Annotated in this window: 10 protein-coding genes; 6 read left to right on the forward strand and 4 right to left on the reverse strand. The window is 67.9% G+C overall.

Annotation, left to right across the window (positions count from 1 at the left end; all coding sequences use genetic code 11):
• Positions 1-802: 802 nt before the first annotated feature.
• Entirely contained in the window at positions 803-2191 is a 1389-nt protein-coding gene (locus tag AB4Z47_RS19505; RefSeq protein WP_441952608.1) for a cystathionine beta-synthase, read from the reverse strand.
• Between the two features lie 102 nt (positions 2192-2293).
• On the opposite strand from AB4Z47_RS19505, the gene AB4Z47_RS19510 reads away from it, so the two are divergent.
• On the forward strand, positions 2294-2755 hold the full coding sequence (locus AB4Z47_RS19510; protein ID WP_441952610.1) for a hypothetical protein: 462 nt from the start codon (positions 2294-2296) through the stop codon (positions 2753-2755).
• A gap of 384 nt (positions 2756-3139) precedes the next feature.
• Positions 3140-4360 carry an acetyl-CoA C-acetyltransferase gene (locus tag AB4Z47_RS19515; protein WP_441952612.1) on the forward strand — a complete coding sequence of 407 codons (1221 nt, stop codon included), beginning with the start codon at positions 3140-3142 and terminating at the stop codon, positions 4358-4360.
• 54 nt (positions 4361-4414) lie between these two features.
• Here AB4Z47_RS19515 and AB4Z47_RS19520 read toward each other — a convergent pair whose 3' ends face one another.
• Positions 4415-5269, reverse strand: a complete 855-nt coding sequence (locus tag AB4Z47_RS19520; protein ID WP_441952614.1) for a Bax inhibitor-1/YccA family protein — start codon at positions 5267-5269, stop codon at positions 4415-4417.
• Between the two features lie 128 nt (positions 5270-5397).
• The gene (locus AB4Z47_RS19525) at positions 5398-6549 is read right to left on the reverse strand and encodes a class I SAM-dependent methyltransferase (RefSeq protein ID WP_441952616.1); all 1152 of its coding nucleotides are present in this window, start codon (positions 6547-6549) and stop codon (positions 5398-5400) included.
• Positions 6550-7294: 745 nt separating this feature from the next.
• Here AB4Z47_RS19525 and AB4Z47_RS19530 point away from each other — a divergent pair.
• The 4 genes from AB4Z47_RS19530 to AB4Z47_RS19545 all read left to right on the forward strand — a co-directional run bounded on the left by AB4Z47_RS19530 (position 7295) and on the right by AB4Z47_RS19545 (position 15670).
• On the forward strand, positions 7295-7867 hold the full coding sequence (locus AB4Z47_RS19530) for an AMIN-like domain-containing (lipo)protein (RefSeq protein ID WP_441952617.1): 573 nt from the start codon (positions 7295-7297) through the stop codon (positions 7865-7867).
• A gap of 61 nt (positions 7868-7928) precedes the next feature.
• Entirely contained in the window at positions 7929-8564 is a 636-nt protein-coding gene (locus AB4Z47_RS19535) for a DUF6153 family protein (RefSeq protein ID WP_441952619.1), read from the forward strand.
• 86 nt (positions 8565-8650) lie between these two features.
• Positions 8651-9265: a DUF305 domain-containing protein gene (locus tag AB4Z47_RS19540; RefSeq protein ID WP_441952621.1), complete on the forward strand. Its 615-nt coding sequence runs from the start codon at positions 8651-8653 to the stop codon at positions 9263-9265.
• A gap of 240 nt (positions 9266-9505) precedes the next feature.
• Positions 9506-15670, forward strand: a complete 6165-nt coding sequence (locus tag AB4Z47_RS19545) for an amino acid adenylation domain-containing protein (protein WP_441952623.1) — start codon at positions 9506-9508, stop codon at positions 15668-15670.
• A 13-nt stretch (positions 15671-15683) separates the two neighbouring features.
• Here the strand turns inward: AB4Z47_RS19545 and AB4Z47_RS19550 are convergent, their stop codons facing one another.
• Complete coding sequence (locus AB4Z47_RS19550; protein ID WP_441952625.1) at positions 15684-16022, reverse strand: hypothetical protein; 339 nt, start codon at positions 16020-16022, stop codon at positions 15684-15686.
• Positions 16023-16808 lie beyond the last annotated feature (786 nt).

The raw sequence follows: 16808 nt of genomic DNA on the forward strand, positions 1-16808 counted from the left end.
GGATTCGACATAATCGAGACAAAATTCGTCCTGAGGGCGACGGGGACGCGCATCGGTCCCGCCGCGCTACCAGGAGTCGGCGGCGGCAGACAGGACATCCCACCGGGCGCCCGGTTATGCGCGGCCGCAGATGTTTTCGCGGCTCACCGTCGAGGAGTTCACGGAGCAGGTGAGCGTGGTGCGGAGGACATTGTTCCGTCTTGATCATCTTCATGCTGTTTCCGTGTCACCAACGCGCCGAGGCAGGCGGCGCACGCTGATAGCGGACCCGACACGAGGACGATGCCTCCACCACGAAACCCTCGGAGGTGCATGACGCACACGCTGACGATCGAACCCATCGTACGAACTTCGGCCTCGAATGCGCTGGGAGCCTGCTGTGTTCGTGGTAACCACGTGCCATACCCCGCGCACAGCGTTGTCCGACCGCTGCCGGATCACCGCGAGCTGGTCGAGGCCTTCGGCGGACATCGCGCTGATTCGGCCACCGATCTCCCGCTGGTCTGCTCGCCGGTGCACTGGCAAAGCGGCAGCGGCACGACAATCCCCGTTGGCGCCGCCGGAATCGACTGCCGACGTGCGGAACTGGTGGCCGCTATCAATGCCTGGATGATCGACCAGTTGCTTGCCACGCCAGCACTCCACCGAACATCCCCACGCCGAATCCTCGGCGCCACGGTCGACCGCATAGCCGCGGCACACGTGCACGCCAGCAACCTGCTACACACCGCCGAAAAGGTCTCCGACGACCGCGTGCACGCAGCCCGGTATAGCCCTGGCCCTGCTGATCGGGCGAGCCCGGTTACTTTCCGATGGTTCCGGTGCTGAGGAATCCGAGCAGATCGTGGCGGGTGATGACGCCGACGGGCTTGCCGTCCTCGACCACCATCAGGGCGTCGGTGTCCGACAGTGCCTTCGTCGCGGCCGAGAGCGGTTCGCCGGAACCGATCAGCGGGAACGACGGGCTCATGTGCTGGGCCACCGAATCCGTGAGGTGCGCACGGCCTTCGAACACCGCCGACAGCAGATCGCGCTCGGACACGCTGCCCGCGACCTCGCCCGCCATCACCGGCGGCTCGGCGCCGACGACCGGCATCTGCGACACCCCGTACTCGCGCAGGATCTCGATCGCGTCGCGCAGCGTCTCCGACGGATGGGTGTGCACCAGGTCGGGCAGCTCGCCCGACTTTCCGCGCAGCACGTCGCCGACCAGCGGCTCGGCGGCGCCGTCCAACCGCTCGTGAAGGAAGCCGTAGGAGCTCATCCACCGGTCGTTGAAGATCTTCGACAGGTAACCGCGTCCACCGTCCGGCAGCAGCACCACGACTACGGCGTTCGGATCGCGCCGCGCCACCTCGATGGCGGCTACCACCGCCATACCGCACGAGCCGCCGACCAGCAGGCCCTCTTCGCGGGCCAGGCGCCGGGTCATGTCGAAGGAGTCGGCGTCGGAGACCGCGATGATCTCGTCCGGCACGGCGGGGTCGTAGGCGGACGGCCAGAAGTCCTCGCCGACGCCCTCGACCAGATAGGGCCGTCCGGTGCCGCCGGAGTACACCGACCCCTCCGGGTCGGCGCCGATGATCTTCACTTTCCCGCCGGAGACCTCCTTGAGGTAGCGACCGGCGCCGGTGATGGTGCCGCCGGTGCCGACACCCGCCACGAAGTGGGTCACCTTGCCGTCGGTGTCCCGCCAGATCTCCGGGCCGGTGGTCCCGTAATGGCTGTCCGGGCCGCCCGGGTTGGAGTACTGGTCGGGCTTCCACGCACCGGCGATCTCCCGAACCAGGCGGTCGGAAACGCTGTAGTAGCTGTCCGGGTGGTCCGGCGGCACCGCGGTCGGGCACACCACGACCTCGGCGCCATAGGCGCGCAGCACATTGCGCTTGTCCTCACTGACCTTGTCCGGGCAGACGAACACGCAGTTGTAGCCGCGCTGCTGTGCGACGAGCGCCAGGCCGACGCCCGTATTACCGGAGGTGGGTTCGACGATGGTGCCGCCGGGGCCTAGCTCCCCGGACTTTTCGGCGGCGTCGATCATCTTCACCGCGATCCGGTCCTTGGAGCTGCCGCCGGGGTTGAGGTATTCGATCTTGGCCGCTACCAGGCCCGCGTTCGATCCCACCACCGAGTTCAACCGGACCAACGGCGTATTACCGATGAGGTCCACGACATGATCCGCGATGCGCATGCCCCCATAGTTGCAGACGCACCAACTGTGGGTTCGCGCACGCCGCACGCGACTCGTCGCGGCTACCGATAAATCGGCATCGCCACCTTTAAGATCGCAGCCATGAGGCAGCCGAAGATCGCTCGTGCCGCCACCATTCTGGCCGGATCGGCGGTGGCCCTGGTGGTCGGGTCCGGAGCGCAGGCGGACGCGACGAGCGTCGAATTCCCGCAGGTGCCCACGCTCGCGCGCGGTGGTCTGTGCTGGACGAATATCCGCACCTGGGCCGATACCAGCCCCGAATGGCCGGGCCGCGCCATTCTCAACGTGCGTGCGCTACCGGTCTCCGGTCTCGGGCCGGGCGCCTACCCGCTGGCCCCGCTGTGCGAGGTTCGCACGACCGTCGCCTGGCGTAATACCAGCACCGGCGCGACGGGCAGCTACGACAACATCGTGGTCACCGGAATCTATGGCAGCATCCAGTACGCGCTGTTCCAGGACACCGGCCCCGGCCGCGTCGAAGTAACCGTCTCCACCGACAGTGCCAACATCCCGGCACGCGGCACGTTCGTCGTACCGGGCTGACCCGAGCCGACGGTCGCGCCGAAGTCGCGCACCGGCCACCGCCCACGACAGCCGAATGCGCCGTCTGACCGATCCGCGTCGGACGGGAGCCGCGGCTCGCAGAACATCGCGACAATCGTCGCGGGCGGGCATCCGGTGCCGATGGGCTACCTGCTCGCCCCGGACTTCCGCGCCGCGCCCGAACTCCTTTTCTCTTCTCCGCCGACGGTTCCACCCTTCGGCCGCGGGTTACCCACTGGCCGCCGCACAACTTCTTCCGGTGCTGATCGAGGCGCTGCGCGCGCGGCGACCCCCGCTTCCCGCACACCACGACGGGACGTAGATTCGATACGAACCCGCGAGTAACAACGCGGTTCGCAAAGACCGTCCGACAAAGGAGTCCCCATGCCTGAGGCCGTCATCGTTTCGACCGCACGCTCCCCGATCGGCCGGGCCCGCAAGGGATCGCTGGTCGACCTGCGGCCCGACGATCTGACCACGCAGATCGTGCGGGCAGCGCTCGACAAGGTGCCCGCCCTGGATCCAGCCCAGATCGACGACCTGATCCTGGGCTGCGGTTCCCCCGGCGGCGAGCAGGGCTTCAATATCGCCCGCATCGTCGCGGTGCAGCTCGGTTACGACTTCGTGCCCGGCACTACCGTGCATCGCTACTGCGCCTCGTCGCTGCAGTCCACCCGGATGGCGTTCCACGCGATCAAGGCAGGCGAGGGTGATGTGTTCATCTCGGCCGGCGTGGAGACGGTGTCCCGCTACGTGCACGGCTCCGCCGACAGCTGGCCGAACACCCAGAACCCGGTGTTCGAAGCGGCGCAGGCGCGCACGGCGAAAACCGCCGAGGGCGGCGCGGGCATCTGGCACGACCCGCGCGAGGACGGCCTGGTCCCCGACGCCTACATCGCGATGGGCCAGACCGCCGAGAACGTCGCGACCTTCACCGGCATCACCCGCGAGGAGCAGGATCGCTGGGGCGTCCGCTCGCAGAACCGGGCCGAGGAGGCGATCAGGAACGGCTTCTTCGAGCGCGAGATCACCCCGGTGACACGGCCGGACGGCACCGTGGTCAGCACGGACGACGGCCCGCGCGCCGGCGTCACCTACGAGGCGGTCTCCGGGCTGAAGCCGGTGTTCCGCCCGGACGGCACCATCACCGCGGGCAACTGCTGCCCGCTCAACGATGGCGCCGCCGCGCTGGTCGTCATGAGCGACACCAAAGCCGAGGAACTGGGCCTGACCCCGCTGGCCCGCATCGTGTCCACCGGTGTCTCCGGCCTGTCGCCGGAGATCATGGGCCTCGGCCCGATCGAGGCGTGTAAGCGCGCGCTGACGCTGGCGGGCAAAACCATCGATGACATCGACCTGGTCGAGATCAACGAGGCGTTCGCGGTGCAGGTGCTCGGCTCGGCCCGCGAGCTGAAGATCGACGAGGACAAGCTGAATGTCTCCGGCGGCGCTATCGCGCTGGGCCACCCGTTCGGCATGACCGGCGCCCGGATCACCACCACGCTGATCAACAACCTGCAGACCTACGACAAGCAGTTCGGTCTGGAGACCATGTGCGTCGGCGGCGGCCAGGGCATGGCGATGGTCATCGAGCGGCTGAGCTGAGACGACGAAAGGGCGGTCGCCGGGATTCCGGCGACCGCCCTTTCTCGTAGCTCACTAGTCGTTCTGGAAGTAGCTCAGCAGTCGCAAAATCTCGACGTAGAGCCATACCAGAGTGACGGTCAGGCCGAGGGCGACGCCCCAGGCCGCCCGCTCCGGCGCCTGCGCGCGGATCAGCTGATCGGCGGCGTCGAAGTCGAGCAGGAAGCTGAACGCGGCGATGGCGATGCACACCAGGCTGAAGACGATCGCCAGCGGGCCGCCGTCACGCAGGCCCAGACCGCCGGAGATGAAGAAGCCCGCAATCAGATTGCCCAGCACGAGCACCAGGATTCCGATCATGGCGCCGACGATGATCCTGGTGAACCGCGGGGTCACCCGGATGGCGCCGGTTTTGTACACCACCAGCATGCCCGCGAACACACCGAACGTGCCGAGCACCGCCTGACCGATCAGGGCGCTGCCGCCGACCCCACCGAACTCGATGTTGGTGAACATGAACGACAGCGCACCGAGGAACAGCCCCTCGGCGACCGCGTAGGACAGCACCAGCACCGGGTTGTCCATCTTGTTCGCGAAGGTCGCGATCAGCACAAGCACCAGGCCGACCAAGCCGCCGACGATCACGAACAGCGGCGCGAGCGAGGTGTTCGCGTTGGTGAGGCCGTAGGAGACGATCGCGGACAGGGCGAGCACGGCGAGCGTGATGCCGGTCTTGGTCACCACGTCGTCGATGGTCATCGCCCTGGTGGCAGGAGCCTGCTGATAAGGCTGCGGGTACTGGCTGTATGGCTGCTGGCCGTACTGGTTGCCGAACTGTCCCGCGGTGGTTACGCCGGAACCGAAGCTGGCGTATCCACCGCCCTCCTGCCTCGGCAGGTTCCTGAAAACCGGATTGCTCGTGGTACGCAAAGCACGTCCCTTTCTGGAGTCGTTGCCGCTGTTCATCGAGAGGTGCACTCGATATCCAACTGCTCTGTCCAACGTTTGTCATCGGAAGCGAGTTCCCCGGAAACGCGCCGAGCCAGACAATTCGGACTCTACCGCTGCCGCGGGTCGTGCAGCCCACGCACGGACCGAGTCACCGTGAATTTCCGGTTGCGGCCGACCACTTCGGTCCGGCCCACCATCCGTTCGACCACGCTCCGATAGTTCAGATGCGAGTTGTAGACGGTCCACAGCTCCCCGCCGGGACGCAGCACCCGGCCGGTCTCGGCGAACATCTTGATCGCCGACCCGGTGTGCACAGCAGCGCCGACGTGGAACGGCGGATTGCACAGCACCAGGTCGGCGCAGTTGTCCGCGGCCGAGGACATCGCGTCGTCGCGCACGACGGTCACCCGGTCGGCGACCTGGTTCGCCTCGGCGGTCTCCCGTGCCGACGCCACCGCCGCGGCGGACTGATCGGTCCCGACCACCTTGATGCCCGGCCGTGCCTTGGCCAGCGCGACAGCCAGGATGCCGGTGCCGCAGCCGAGGTCGATGGCGTCGCGAGCGTCCGGTTTCATCCACTTCAGGTGCTGGAGCAGGAACCTGGTTCCGATGTCGAGCCGGGCGCCGGAGAAGGCTGCGCCGTGTGCGACGACATCGATATCCAGCTCCTCGAGGCGAGCGCGCACCGGGAACGGCGGGTCGCCGACCGGTTTGGGCCCGCCGACCAGCAGGGTCCGCGACTTCTGCCTGCCGCGGCTGGCGCGCACCTCGGAGAACGACTGGGCAAGAACGTCGTTCATCGACTTGGTCAGGTGCTTGTCCCGACCACCCGCGAACACCTCGACTTCGGGGTCGGCGTGGCGGGCAATGGCGTCGGCGACCTCGGCCAGCCCGGCGAGCACACGAGGCAGGCGAAGCAGTACCACCCGGACATCGCCCAGCAAATGGCTGCCGAGCGGGTGCGCGGTGTAGCGATCCGACAAGCCGGCCGTGCGGGCGTTGTTGGCGAGGGCGAGCTCGCCGGTCAGCAAATCCTGGTGCACCCGGACTTCACGCAGATCGTGGCCCGCGATGGCGCCGAGGGTCAGCGCGCCGTAAGCGTCGCCGATGATGGCTACTCTTCCGCTATCTGCGGTTGCGAGCGCGTCAGCGGCGACGTCGAGGATCAACCGATCGGCCGCATCCACGGCGTAGAGATTCAGCGCCTCCACATCCGGATACCGCCGCAGCCGGCTCAGTACGTCCTCGACATGTCCCACACCCCAAGTGTGCTAGATCGTTGCCACATCGTCGCGCCCACCCCGGCGAATCGACGCGTCGAAGCCTCGCGGTGACCGGTCGGCGCGGCATAGCTCCACTGGTGCAGGCGAATTCAGCCGAGGCCGGAAGGAACGTGACGCACCCGCTGGTCGACGGCTCCGCGACCGGGGCGGGTCCCGTAGCCGAACGGATCACACGCCCGCTCACCGCCGGAGGCACGCGCGGGTCGAACGCGTGCGTCCGGCGGCTCAACATGAGCCTTCGGCACATCGGATCCCACGGGCGCGGGAGCCGTACACGAGATCCCCTGCGCTACTCGACCCGAGCAGCGAGCCGGCGTCGGCCACTTTTCGGCACACATTCGATGCCGAGCGCAACCGCCGCGTCCGCACCGACCGCGCGGACACTTGACCGGTCCTTCGAAAGACGCTGTCCGACAGAGGGTTTCCCGGAGATGATGCGCAGCACCGGATTAACGATGTTAGGACCCGAGCGTTGGCGAACCAATATTGATCCCGGTGCCGCACGGCACGCCGCGTCGTCGCCTCAGGGGCGACGTCACTAGCCGAGATTTCGCCAGTTTCACTAATTGGCAATCTCATAGCAACCGACGACGGCATTCGTCCGCGGGCACGGCCTACCCCGTCGCACCCTTCGCTCGCGACAACCCCGGCCGCCCGACGACGAAACCCGATGCGCCGATAGTTGTACCATTCGACACCTCTCTTGCGTAACATCAGCCCCATGCGCAACAGGATGGTGCTCACTATCGCGACCGCCGCTGTAGTGCTGGCGGGCTGCGGCAACGGCGGAACCACCCCGGGCGCCCCGCTCGCCTCGATCCCCGGTCCATCGGCCGAAGCGACGCCGGCCACGCCGGAGAATGCCCAACCCAAGCGGGGTACGGCCTCCGACGACGCCGGGCTCACGGTCACTAACATCCGACTCGGCCACCAGCCCGGCTTCGATCGCGTGGTCTACGAGCTCGGTGGCAAAGGCACGCCCGGCTGGCTGGTCCAGTACGCCGACCACGCGGTGCAGGACGGCAGCGGCAACCCCGTCGAGGTGGCGGGCCGGTCGATCCTCGAGGTGCGAATCCTCGGCTCCGCCTACCCGTTCGACAGTGGAGTGACGCCGTACTCCGGCCCGGACCCCGCGGTGGACCCGTCTGCGCCCGGAGTCGCGGGCGTCTACCGGACAATGGTGTTCGAGGGCACCACACAGTCGTTCATCGGCGTAGCGGCCGACCGACCCGCCTTCGCCGTGAGCACCCTGTCCAACCCGACCCGGTTGGTCGTCGACATCGCCACGCCGTAGGAATATACGACCCGGGGGTATATGCGGGTAGCAGATCGGCGGGGCACTAGACTCACTCCCTGTGGTCAACCACGCGTTCCGGCTGCCGCACATCGTGCCGCACTTCACCGACCTGGCGGTGCTCACGGTGAACTCGGTCGCGACCGGGGTGGTCGGCCTCAGCGGTCGCCAGATCCTCCGTGCGAACCGGCGGACCAGGCTGCTCGGTGTGCTGGCGTTGCTCGCCGGGATCGTCGCTATGCATTCGGCGGTCTTCGCCATCTCCGGCCATACCCATGCGACCGCCGGCCACGGCACCGTGGCCGTGAGATTCGAAGACGCCTCCTCGGCCCAGCCGGAACAACGCATATCCAAGCTGAGCCGCGACCGAACTCAGCGCGGGCACGACGGGGTTCAGCCAGGTCAGGACACTCACCCCACCCGGCCCCTCGACGTTGCGGTGCTCGCCACCGGCGGCGCCGCACCGGGCCCGGACTGCGCGGGCAAGGGGTGCGGCGGCCCGCACGGCGAGATGCACGGCTGCGTATTCATCCTTGTCGCAGGCGCCGTGCTGTTCGCGCTGGTCCTGCTCTATCGGATGGCGGTCGACCGGCCCGGCAGCGGTGTCGCGCTGCCGCGGCACTGGCGTCCGCGGCGGAGCCGACCACCGCCCTGGACCGTGCCCACCCTGGCCGAATTGGCGATTCTGCGGATCTGACAGCTCCGCCGCGTCCGTGTGTCCGAACCACGGAGGCGGCGTTGCCTCCTCCAGTGTCAGAATCCCAGTTCGCAAGGAGCACCCTCATGTTCATCACCCGTACCCGCGTAACCCTCGCCGTCACCGCGATAGCCGCTTTGGCCATCGCCGGATGTGGCGGCGGCAATGGCGACACCATGCCCGGCATGGAGCACGGCACGTCGAGTATGGCGGCGACCTCGAATACACAGGCCCGCACCGATTTCAACGACACCGATGTGTCATTTCTCCAGATGATGTATCCGCATCACGCGCAGGCTGTAGACATGGCGAAGCTGGCGCCGAGCCGAAGCCGGAATCAAGAGCTGCTCGCGCTCGCCGCGGCCGTCGAGCAGGCACAGGCGCCGGAGATGCAGCAGATCACCACGCTGCTGCAGAGCTTCGGCAAGCCCGCCCCCACCGCAGGTGACGGGCACATGGGCCACAGCATGCCCGGCATGATGTCCGCCGAGCAGATGTCCGCTTTGCAGGCAGCGACCGGTCCCGACTTCGACCGCCAATGGCTGACCATGATGATCGAACATCATTCCGGCGCCATCGCCATGGCCGAAACCGAGTCGACCGGCGGCACGAACGCCGACGCGCAGGCACTCGCCCGGGCGATCGTCGCGAATCAACACGCGGAGATCGAGCAGATGCGCACCATGCTCGGCAAGAGCTGAGCACGCGACCGCGCCGATATCGGTGGACCATCGATATCGGCGCACCACGTCCACCACGTCCGGCCGATCGGCGAAGACGACTGCTCGGGCGAGATCTCGGCCGAACGGGTCGCGGCAGGCAGGCCGAGCGTGACCGTCCCGGCCGCTCTGGAGTCTCCGCGTCGCCCTTCTCATCCATGGCGAGCGATACCGACCGGCTATAGCATCACCGAGTTACAGGCACTCCGAACGGACGACGACATGACCACCGGTAGCGGGGAAGCTCGTCCACCCGTCCGTACTGGGCATCGCCGGTCGGCCGAGCCCGCCTTGCCAACGCTCGGCGCCTTGCTCGCGGCGGCGGCGGAGCACAATCCCGACGGTGTCGCCGTGGTGTGCGCGGAGACCGAGGTCACCTACCGAGACCTCGATGCCCGCTCGTCCCAGCTGGCACGGACCCTGCTGGGAATGGGCGCCGGTCCCGAAACCACGGTGGCGGTGGCACTGCCGCGCTCGATCGACTCGGTGCTCGCCGTGTGGGCGGTCGCGAAAACCGGCGCCGCGTTCGTGCCGATCGATCCGGGATTTCCGTCCGCACGCATCGAGTCCCAGGTCGCCGACTGCGGCACCACGCTCGGCCTGACCCGGTGCGCATACGCGACGACGCTACCCGCCGGCGTGCGATGGCTCGCGCTGGACGACCCCGAGGTGTCGGCGCGGGTGTCGGCGCATCCCACGAACCCGATCGCGTACTTCGATCGGCCCACGCGACTGCGCGCCTCGAATATCGCCTATGTGATCTACACGTCGGGTTCGACCGGGCAACCGAAAGGCGTTGCCGTCCCCCACGCCGGGCTGGCTCCGCTCTGCGCCGAGCTGGCCGCACGGCACTCGCTCGACAAGGACGCGCGGGTCCTGCACTTCGCGTCGCCGAGCTTCGATGCCTCGGTGCTGGAGCTGCTGCTCGCGGTCTGCGCCGCCGCCACGATGGTGATCGCCCCGCCGACGGTCTACGGCGGCAGCGCCCTGGCGGACCTGCTCGCGCGGCACGCGATCACCCATGCCTTTCTCACGCCGTCCGCGCTGGCCTCGCTCCAGCCGAGCGGACTCGCCGCGCTGCGCTCGGTCATCGTCGGCGGTGAGGCATGCCCTCCGATGCTGGTGCGGCGCTGGGCCGAAGGCCGCCTGTTCCACAACGCCTACGGTCCGACCGAATCGACGATCTTGGCCACGCTCAGCTCCGCGTTGTCCCCCGACGCACCGGTCACCATCGGATCGGCGGTGCGCGGCATGCGCTGCCACGTGCTCGACCAGCGATTACGCCCGGTCGGCGTGGGCGTGGTCGGCGAGTTGTACGTCTCCGGACCCGGTGTAGCCAGGGGATACCACGGGCGGCCCGATCTGACCGCGCAACACTTCCTCGCCGATCCGTTCGGACCTCCCGGCTCCAGGATGTATCGCACCGGTGATCTCGTCCGCAGGAACTCCCCGAGCGAATTGGACTACCTCGGCCGCAGCGACGACCAGATCAAGGTGCGCGGTTTCCGGGTCGAACTCGGCGAAATAGACGCGATCTTGTCCACGCAACCTGGTGTCCGGCTGGCCGTGACCGTCGATCGCAAAAGCAGCACAGGCGAGACGAGCCTGGCCGCATTCGTCCAGCCCGAACCCGGACACGCTCCGGACCCCGCCGCGCTGGCGGACGCACTCGCGGCGCTGCTGCCGAAATATCTGCAGCCGAACACGATCACCCTCATGGATCTGATCCCACGGACCCCGACAGGCAAGGCCGATCGATCGGCGCTGCGCGTCCGCGCGCTCGACCAGCCCGGCTATCGGCCGGTGTCCGACCTCGGCGAGGAACTGGTAGCCGAGGTATTCGCCCGCGTCCTCGGTCGGGAACGGTTCGGCGCCGACGCCGATTTCTTTGCGGCGGGCGGCAATTCGCTGCTGGCCACCCAGGTTGCCGCACGGCTGAGCGAGACATGGCGCGTGCGGATACCCCCACGGCTGGTGTTCGACCATCCGACCGTCGCCGCGCTCGCCAAGGCCATCCGCTCACAGCAGTTCGACGCGGCCCGCCCGGCTCTGCTGGCGCGGTCGCGGCCGGAGCGAATCCCGCTCTCGCCCGCCCAGCTTCGGTTCTGGCTACGCAATCAGTTCGATACGGCGTCGTCGGTGGACAACATCGGCTTCGCGCTGCGGCTGTCGGAGCTGGATGTCCCCGCATTGCGCGCGGCATTCGCCGACACCGTCGAACAGCACGAGTCGCTGCGCACAATGTACCCCGCCGACGCGACGGGCCCGCGCCAACTGATCCTCGAACCCGAGTGCGTGATCCGCGATTTCGCGGTGGAGGAACTCGCCGACGACGCGGTGCCGGGCCGGGTGCACGCCACCCTGCGCCGCGGTTTCGACGTATCAGCCGAAGTGCCGCTTCGGGTTCGGCTGCTGCGCACGCCCGAGGAGTACATCCTGGTGTGCGCCTTGCACCACATCTGCGCCGACGGTTCCTCGCTGGCGCCGCTCGCCCGCGACGTCGCCCTCGCCTACGCCGCACGAAGCGAGGGCACCGCCCCCGCCTGGCGGCCGCCGGAGGTGCAGTACGCCGACTACGCGCTGTGGCAGCAGGACCTGCTCGGCGCCAGGGACAACCCGGATTCGATGCTCTCCCGGCAACTCGAGTATTGGACACAGGAGCTGGCCGGCCTGCCCGACGAACTCGACTTACCCGCCGACCGGCCGCGCCCTGCTGTCGCGTCGCTGCGCGGCTCGGCGATCCAGCGGTCGGTGCCCGCGGCGCTGCACCGCGACCTGCTCGCCGTCGCGGGCGCGCATCGCGCGACGCTGTTCATGGTGATGCGGGCGGCGCTGGCCGTGCTGCTGGCCCGGCTTTCCGGCAGCACCGACATCGCCATCGGTGTGCCGATGACCAACCGTGCCGAGCCCGCACTCGCGGACGTCGTCGGCCTGTTCGTCAACACCACCGTCGCGCGGACCAGCATCGACCCAGGTGAAAGCTGCACAGCGCTGCTCAACCGGACGAGGGAACGGGACCTGACGAACTTCGCGCACTCCGAGGTTCCGTTCGAGCATGTCGTGGACGCGGTCGACCCGACACGCTCGCCCGGGCGGCACGCGCTGTACCAGGTCGGCTTCGCGTTCCAGAACTTCGCGCAGGCCACGCTCGAGCTGTCCGGCCCGGGTTTCTCGTTCCTCGACGTGGACGCCGACACAGCGAAGACCGACCTGCACATCGGTGTGGTGGATGCCCACGACACCGACGGCGCCCCGGGCGAGATCATCATCCGGTTCGGTTACAGCACCGATCTTTTCGATGAGCACACCGTGCAGCGATTCCTCGATGGCTACATTCGCATCCTCGTGCAGATCGCAGCCGACCCCGCCGCCGCGGTCGGCGACCTCGACATCATGGATCCGGTCGAGCACAAGCGAATCCGGTCCTGGGGCACCGGGCCCGAACACGACCTGCCGCCCGAACCGCTCACCGCGGGGCTCGGACGACATGCCGCGGCAACGCCGGACGCGATTGCTGTGGCGTGTGGGCCGGAGACGATCACCTATGGGCAACTGCGCGATCGATCCACGCGACTGGCTCGGTGGCTGATCGGGCAGGGGGTCGGTCCGGACACGGTCGTCGCGGTGGCCATGCGCCGGTCGGTGGAGCAGGTTGTCGCACTGTACGCGATCGTCGAGGCGGGAGGGGCCTGGGTTCCGATCGATCCGGATCATCCGACCGAACGCATTCGGCACGTGCTCGAATCCGCGGCGCCCCGATGTGTGCTGACCACGGGCGCGGACGGCTTCACGGCAGCCGCGGCGCACGCCGTCGACACCCTCGACCTGGACGGCATCGATCCCACGCCCGTCACCGACGACGAACGCCTCGCACGACTGCACGACGAGCACGCTGCCTACCTGATGTACACCTCCGGGTCCACCGGGCACCCGAAAGGCGTTGTGGTCAGCCACCGGGCGATCGTGCACCAGCTCGCCTGGATGCAGTACGAGTACGGCGTCGCCGCCGGGGATGTGTATCTACAGAAGACATCGGCGACCTTCGATGTGTCGCTGTGGGGGTACTTTCTTCCGCTGCGCGCGGGCGCGCGCCTTGTGCTTGCGGGGCCCACCGCGCACCGCGACCCCCGTGCCCTGTGCCGGCTCATCGCCGAACATCGGGTGACCCTTACCGATTTCGTTCCGGCCATGCTCACGGTCTTCGCCGAACACGCGACGACAGCCGAATTGGCTTCGCTGCGTGCGATCTTCGTCATCGGAGAAGCGCTGCACCCGGAGACGGCTCGCAGCTTCGCGCTGGTCAGTCCGGCCGACGTGCACAACCTGTACGGTCCGGCGGAGGCCGCGGTGAGCATCACTCACCACTTGGTCTCCGCCGTCGATCTGGAGGCCACCGATATGCCGATCGGTGTGCCGGAATGGAATTCCCAGTGCCTGGTCCTCGACGAGCGGCTGCGGCCGGTTCCGGTGGGTGTGGCGGGCGAACTCTATGTGGCCGGAGTACAACTCGCCCGCGGCTACCACGGCGCGCCGGGTCTCACGGCGGGCCGATTCGTCGCGAATCCGCTCGGCGGCTCGGCCGAGCGGATGTATCGGACCGGGGACCTGGTGCGCTGGAACCGTAATGGGACGCTGGACTATCTGGGGCGCATGGACTTTCAGGTGAAGATCCGCGGCCACCGCATCGAGCTCGGCGAGATCGAGGCGGCGCTGCTCGCCGATCCCGCTGTCGGCCAGGCGGCGGTCACCGTCAAGGCTTCGGATCTGGGGGACCGGCTCGTCGGTTACGTCGCGGCCGCGCAGGGCGCGGTGGTCGATCGGAATCTGTTGCGGCACAAAGTATCTCGCTCGATACCCGCGTACCTGGTGCCATCCGCGGTGGTAGTGCTCGACGCATTCCCAGTCAACACCAGCGGGAAACTCGACCGCGCCGCCTTACCGCAACCGGCGTTCTCGACGCGCACCGACGCCGTGCCGGGCACACCACTCGAACGGGCGATTGCCGAGGTGTTCGCCGACGTGCTGTCGGTGTCCCCGATCGGGGTCACCGATGACTTTTTCGAACTCGGTGGGTCGTCACTGCTCGCATTCACCCTGCACCAGCGGTTGTCGTCCCGGCTCGCGCAGGATGTGCCGATGTCGGCGATACTCGCCGCCCCCACCGTCACCGGCCTCGCCGCGCGGCTGATCGGGAGAAGTGAGCCGGATGCGCCGCCGACGCCGGACGCCGATGCCGTGCTGGAGCCCGAATTCGATATCAGCGGATGCGGACCCGCACACACCGGGCCCCCACGGGAAGTCCTGCTGACCGGCGCCACCGGCTTCCTCGGCGCGCATCTTCTGGACGAACTGCTGGAACGCACCGATGCCCGGGTCTGGTGTGTGGTCCGCGCGGAGAGCGCAGAGGAAGGAATCGATCGAATCCTGCGGGCGCAACGCTACTACCGCCTGTCCGGCGAAACCGCCGCGGAGCGGATCGTCGTCGTCGCGGGCGATCTGACCGCACCGCGGCTCGGTCTCGACACCACCGACTACGACCGCCTCGCCGATGGTGTCGACGCGATCTATCACAATGGGGCGCGCGTCAACCACATCGAGCCGTACGCGCGGCTGCGGCCTGCCAACGTGGAGGGAACCCGGGAGTTGCTGCGGCTGGCCACGACTCAGCGGGTCAAGCCGGTGCACTTCATCTCCGCGATCGGCGCCGCGGTCGCGGCCACCCCGTCCGGTGTCGTCGGCGAAGATATCCGGCTGCGCGCGGATCAGCTGTCCGGCAACGGCTACCTCGCCTCCAAGTGGGTGGGCGAGGAACTGGTCCGCCAGGCCGGTGAACGCGGCGTGCCCATCGCCATCTTCCGGCCGGGCACGATCTGTGGTGACCCGTGCGTCGGCGTGAACAGCACCGACGACGCGTTCTGGAATATGATCCGCGCCGCCGCGATTCTCGGCATGGCGCCCGACGTGGCCGACGCGAAGGTCTCGCTGGTCCCGGTGAGCTATGTGGCCCGCGCGATCGTGGAGATCTCCGCACACCCACGCACCGAAATCGTGTATCACCTGGTCAATCGGACGCCGGTACCGGTAAGCGAAATCCTGGCCAGCATGCGTGCGCACGGGCTGCCGATGGCGACGACCCCGCTGGAAGCGATGCGGGAAAGCTTGCTTCGGGAATCCCGCCGACGCGACGCGGTCGGGGATGATTCGCTCGTGCGTGCCGCACTGCTCTCTCCGAACCTGGCAGACCTTGCCGGGCACCTCGATTGGGGCGACGCACACAGTCGTGCCGCGTTGACGGGCACCGGCGTGCACTGCCCGCCCGTGGATCGTCGAGCGGTCGACATGTACGTCAGCGAGTTCATCGAATCCGGCTTCCTGCCACGAGACTGACCGGCGCGGGTCGTCAGACCTCCGGCGGAACGATGGTCTGCCAGGCGGGCGCGGTCACCTGGTCCGCTTTCTGCCGCGTCCTGCGGCGTAAGCGTTCGACGACGACGAGTGTGACCCCGGCCAGCAACGCGACCGCGGCGATGATCGTTGCCGCGATGGCGGCACGGCCGAACCCCCAGCCGGCGATCACCGCGGCGGCGACCGCGACTGTCGCCGCGACCACCAGCAGCCCGTACCCCGGCCAATTCCTGGTGTCGGCCAACGTTTCCCCTGGTTGCGCCGCAGAGCCGCGTGCAATGTCCGGTGCGTCGTCGAGCGGGGGGATCTCCCACGGCTCATCATCCGCTGTCATGGTGCCACCTCACGCCGGGATACCGACCGCTGATCCGGTACCTGATGCGACAAGAATGCCCGGATCGGCTTCGTCGAAACGGCCCCGCTGTCCTACACCGTATCGGCCGACTCGGATCAGTTGTAGGACTCGGTGGCTCCGTCGAGCAGGTGCTCCAGGGTGTCGTAGGTGAGAGTGGCGATCACGTCGAGGAGGTCGGCGCGACCGGGACGTTGCACTCGGCGGCGACCTTAGCGAACCGAGATTGCGCGGACACGGATCGTGGTCGGGCCCCATCGGCGCGCGCTGAAGAAGTCTGCCCCGGCGTCGCGGATCGCGAGGTCAGGACGAGGAGTCCGAGATAGTCCATCCACTCGGTCGGGCGGGCGCTTGTCGTGTCGGTAGGCGGTCGGCGAACTGGTGTTGGAAGGGAGACTCCTCATGTCCCGCGTTGCCGTAGCCACCGGTGCTTCGTCCGGGATCGGGAAAGCGACTGCCGCCGTACTGGTCGAGCGGGGTTATCGGGTAATCGGGTAATCGGGACCAGCCGTAACCCGGACACGATCGCCGAAGATAAGGCCAGACCCCGAATCCGATGTTCACTGCACGGAGCCTATGGTCCGCAACGAATCGCTTTGCTCCGTCTACTTTTTCGGATTCCCAACCGCAGTGCGACTTCAAGGTACAAGATCAAACGGCGCTGGCAAATCGTTCGGGAGAAAGATGGTCCGCCATCCACGCCGCACCGGTCGATTCGGCACAAAACCCGCCGACCGGTGCGCATGGAATGTACGGCAACTCGACCGG

Origin of the sequence: Nocardia sp. 2TAF39 (genome assembly GCF_052114905.1) — a bacterium.
Taxonomy (GTDB): Bacteria; Actinomycetota; Actinomycetes; order Mycobacteriales; family Mycobacteriaceae; genus Nocardia.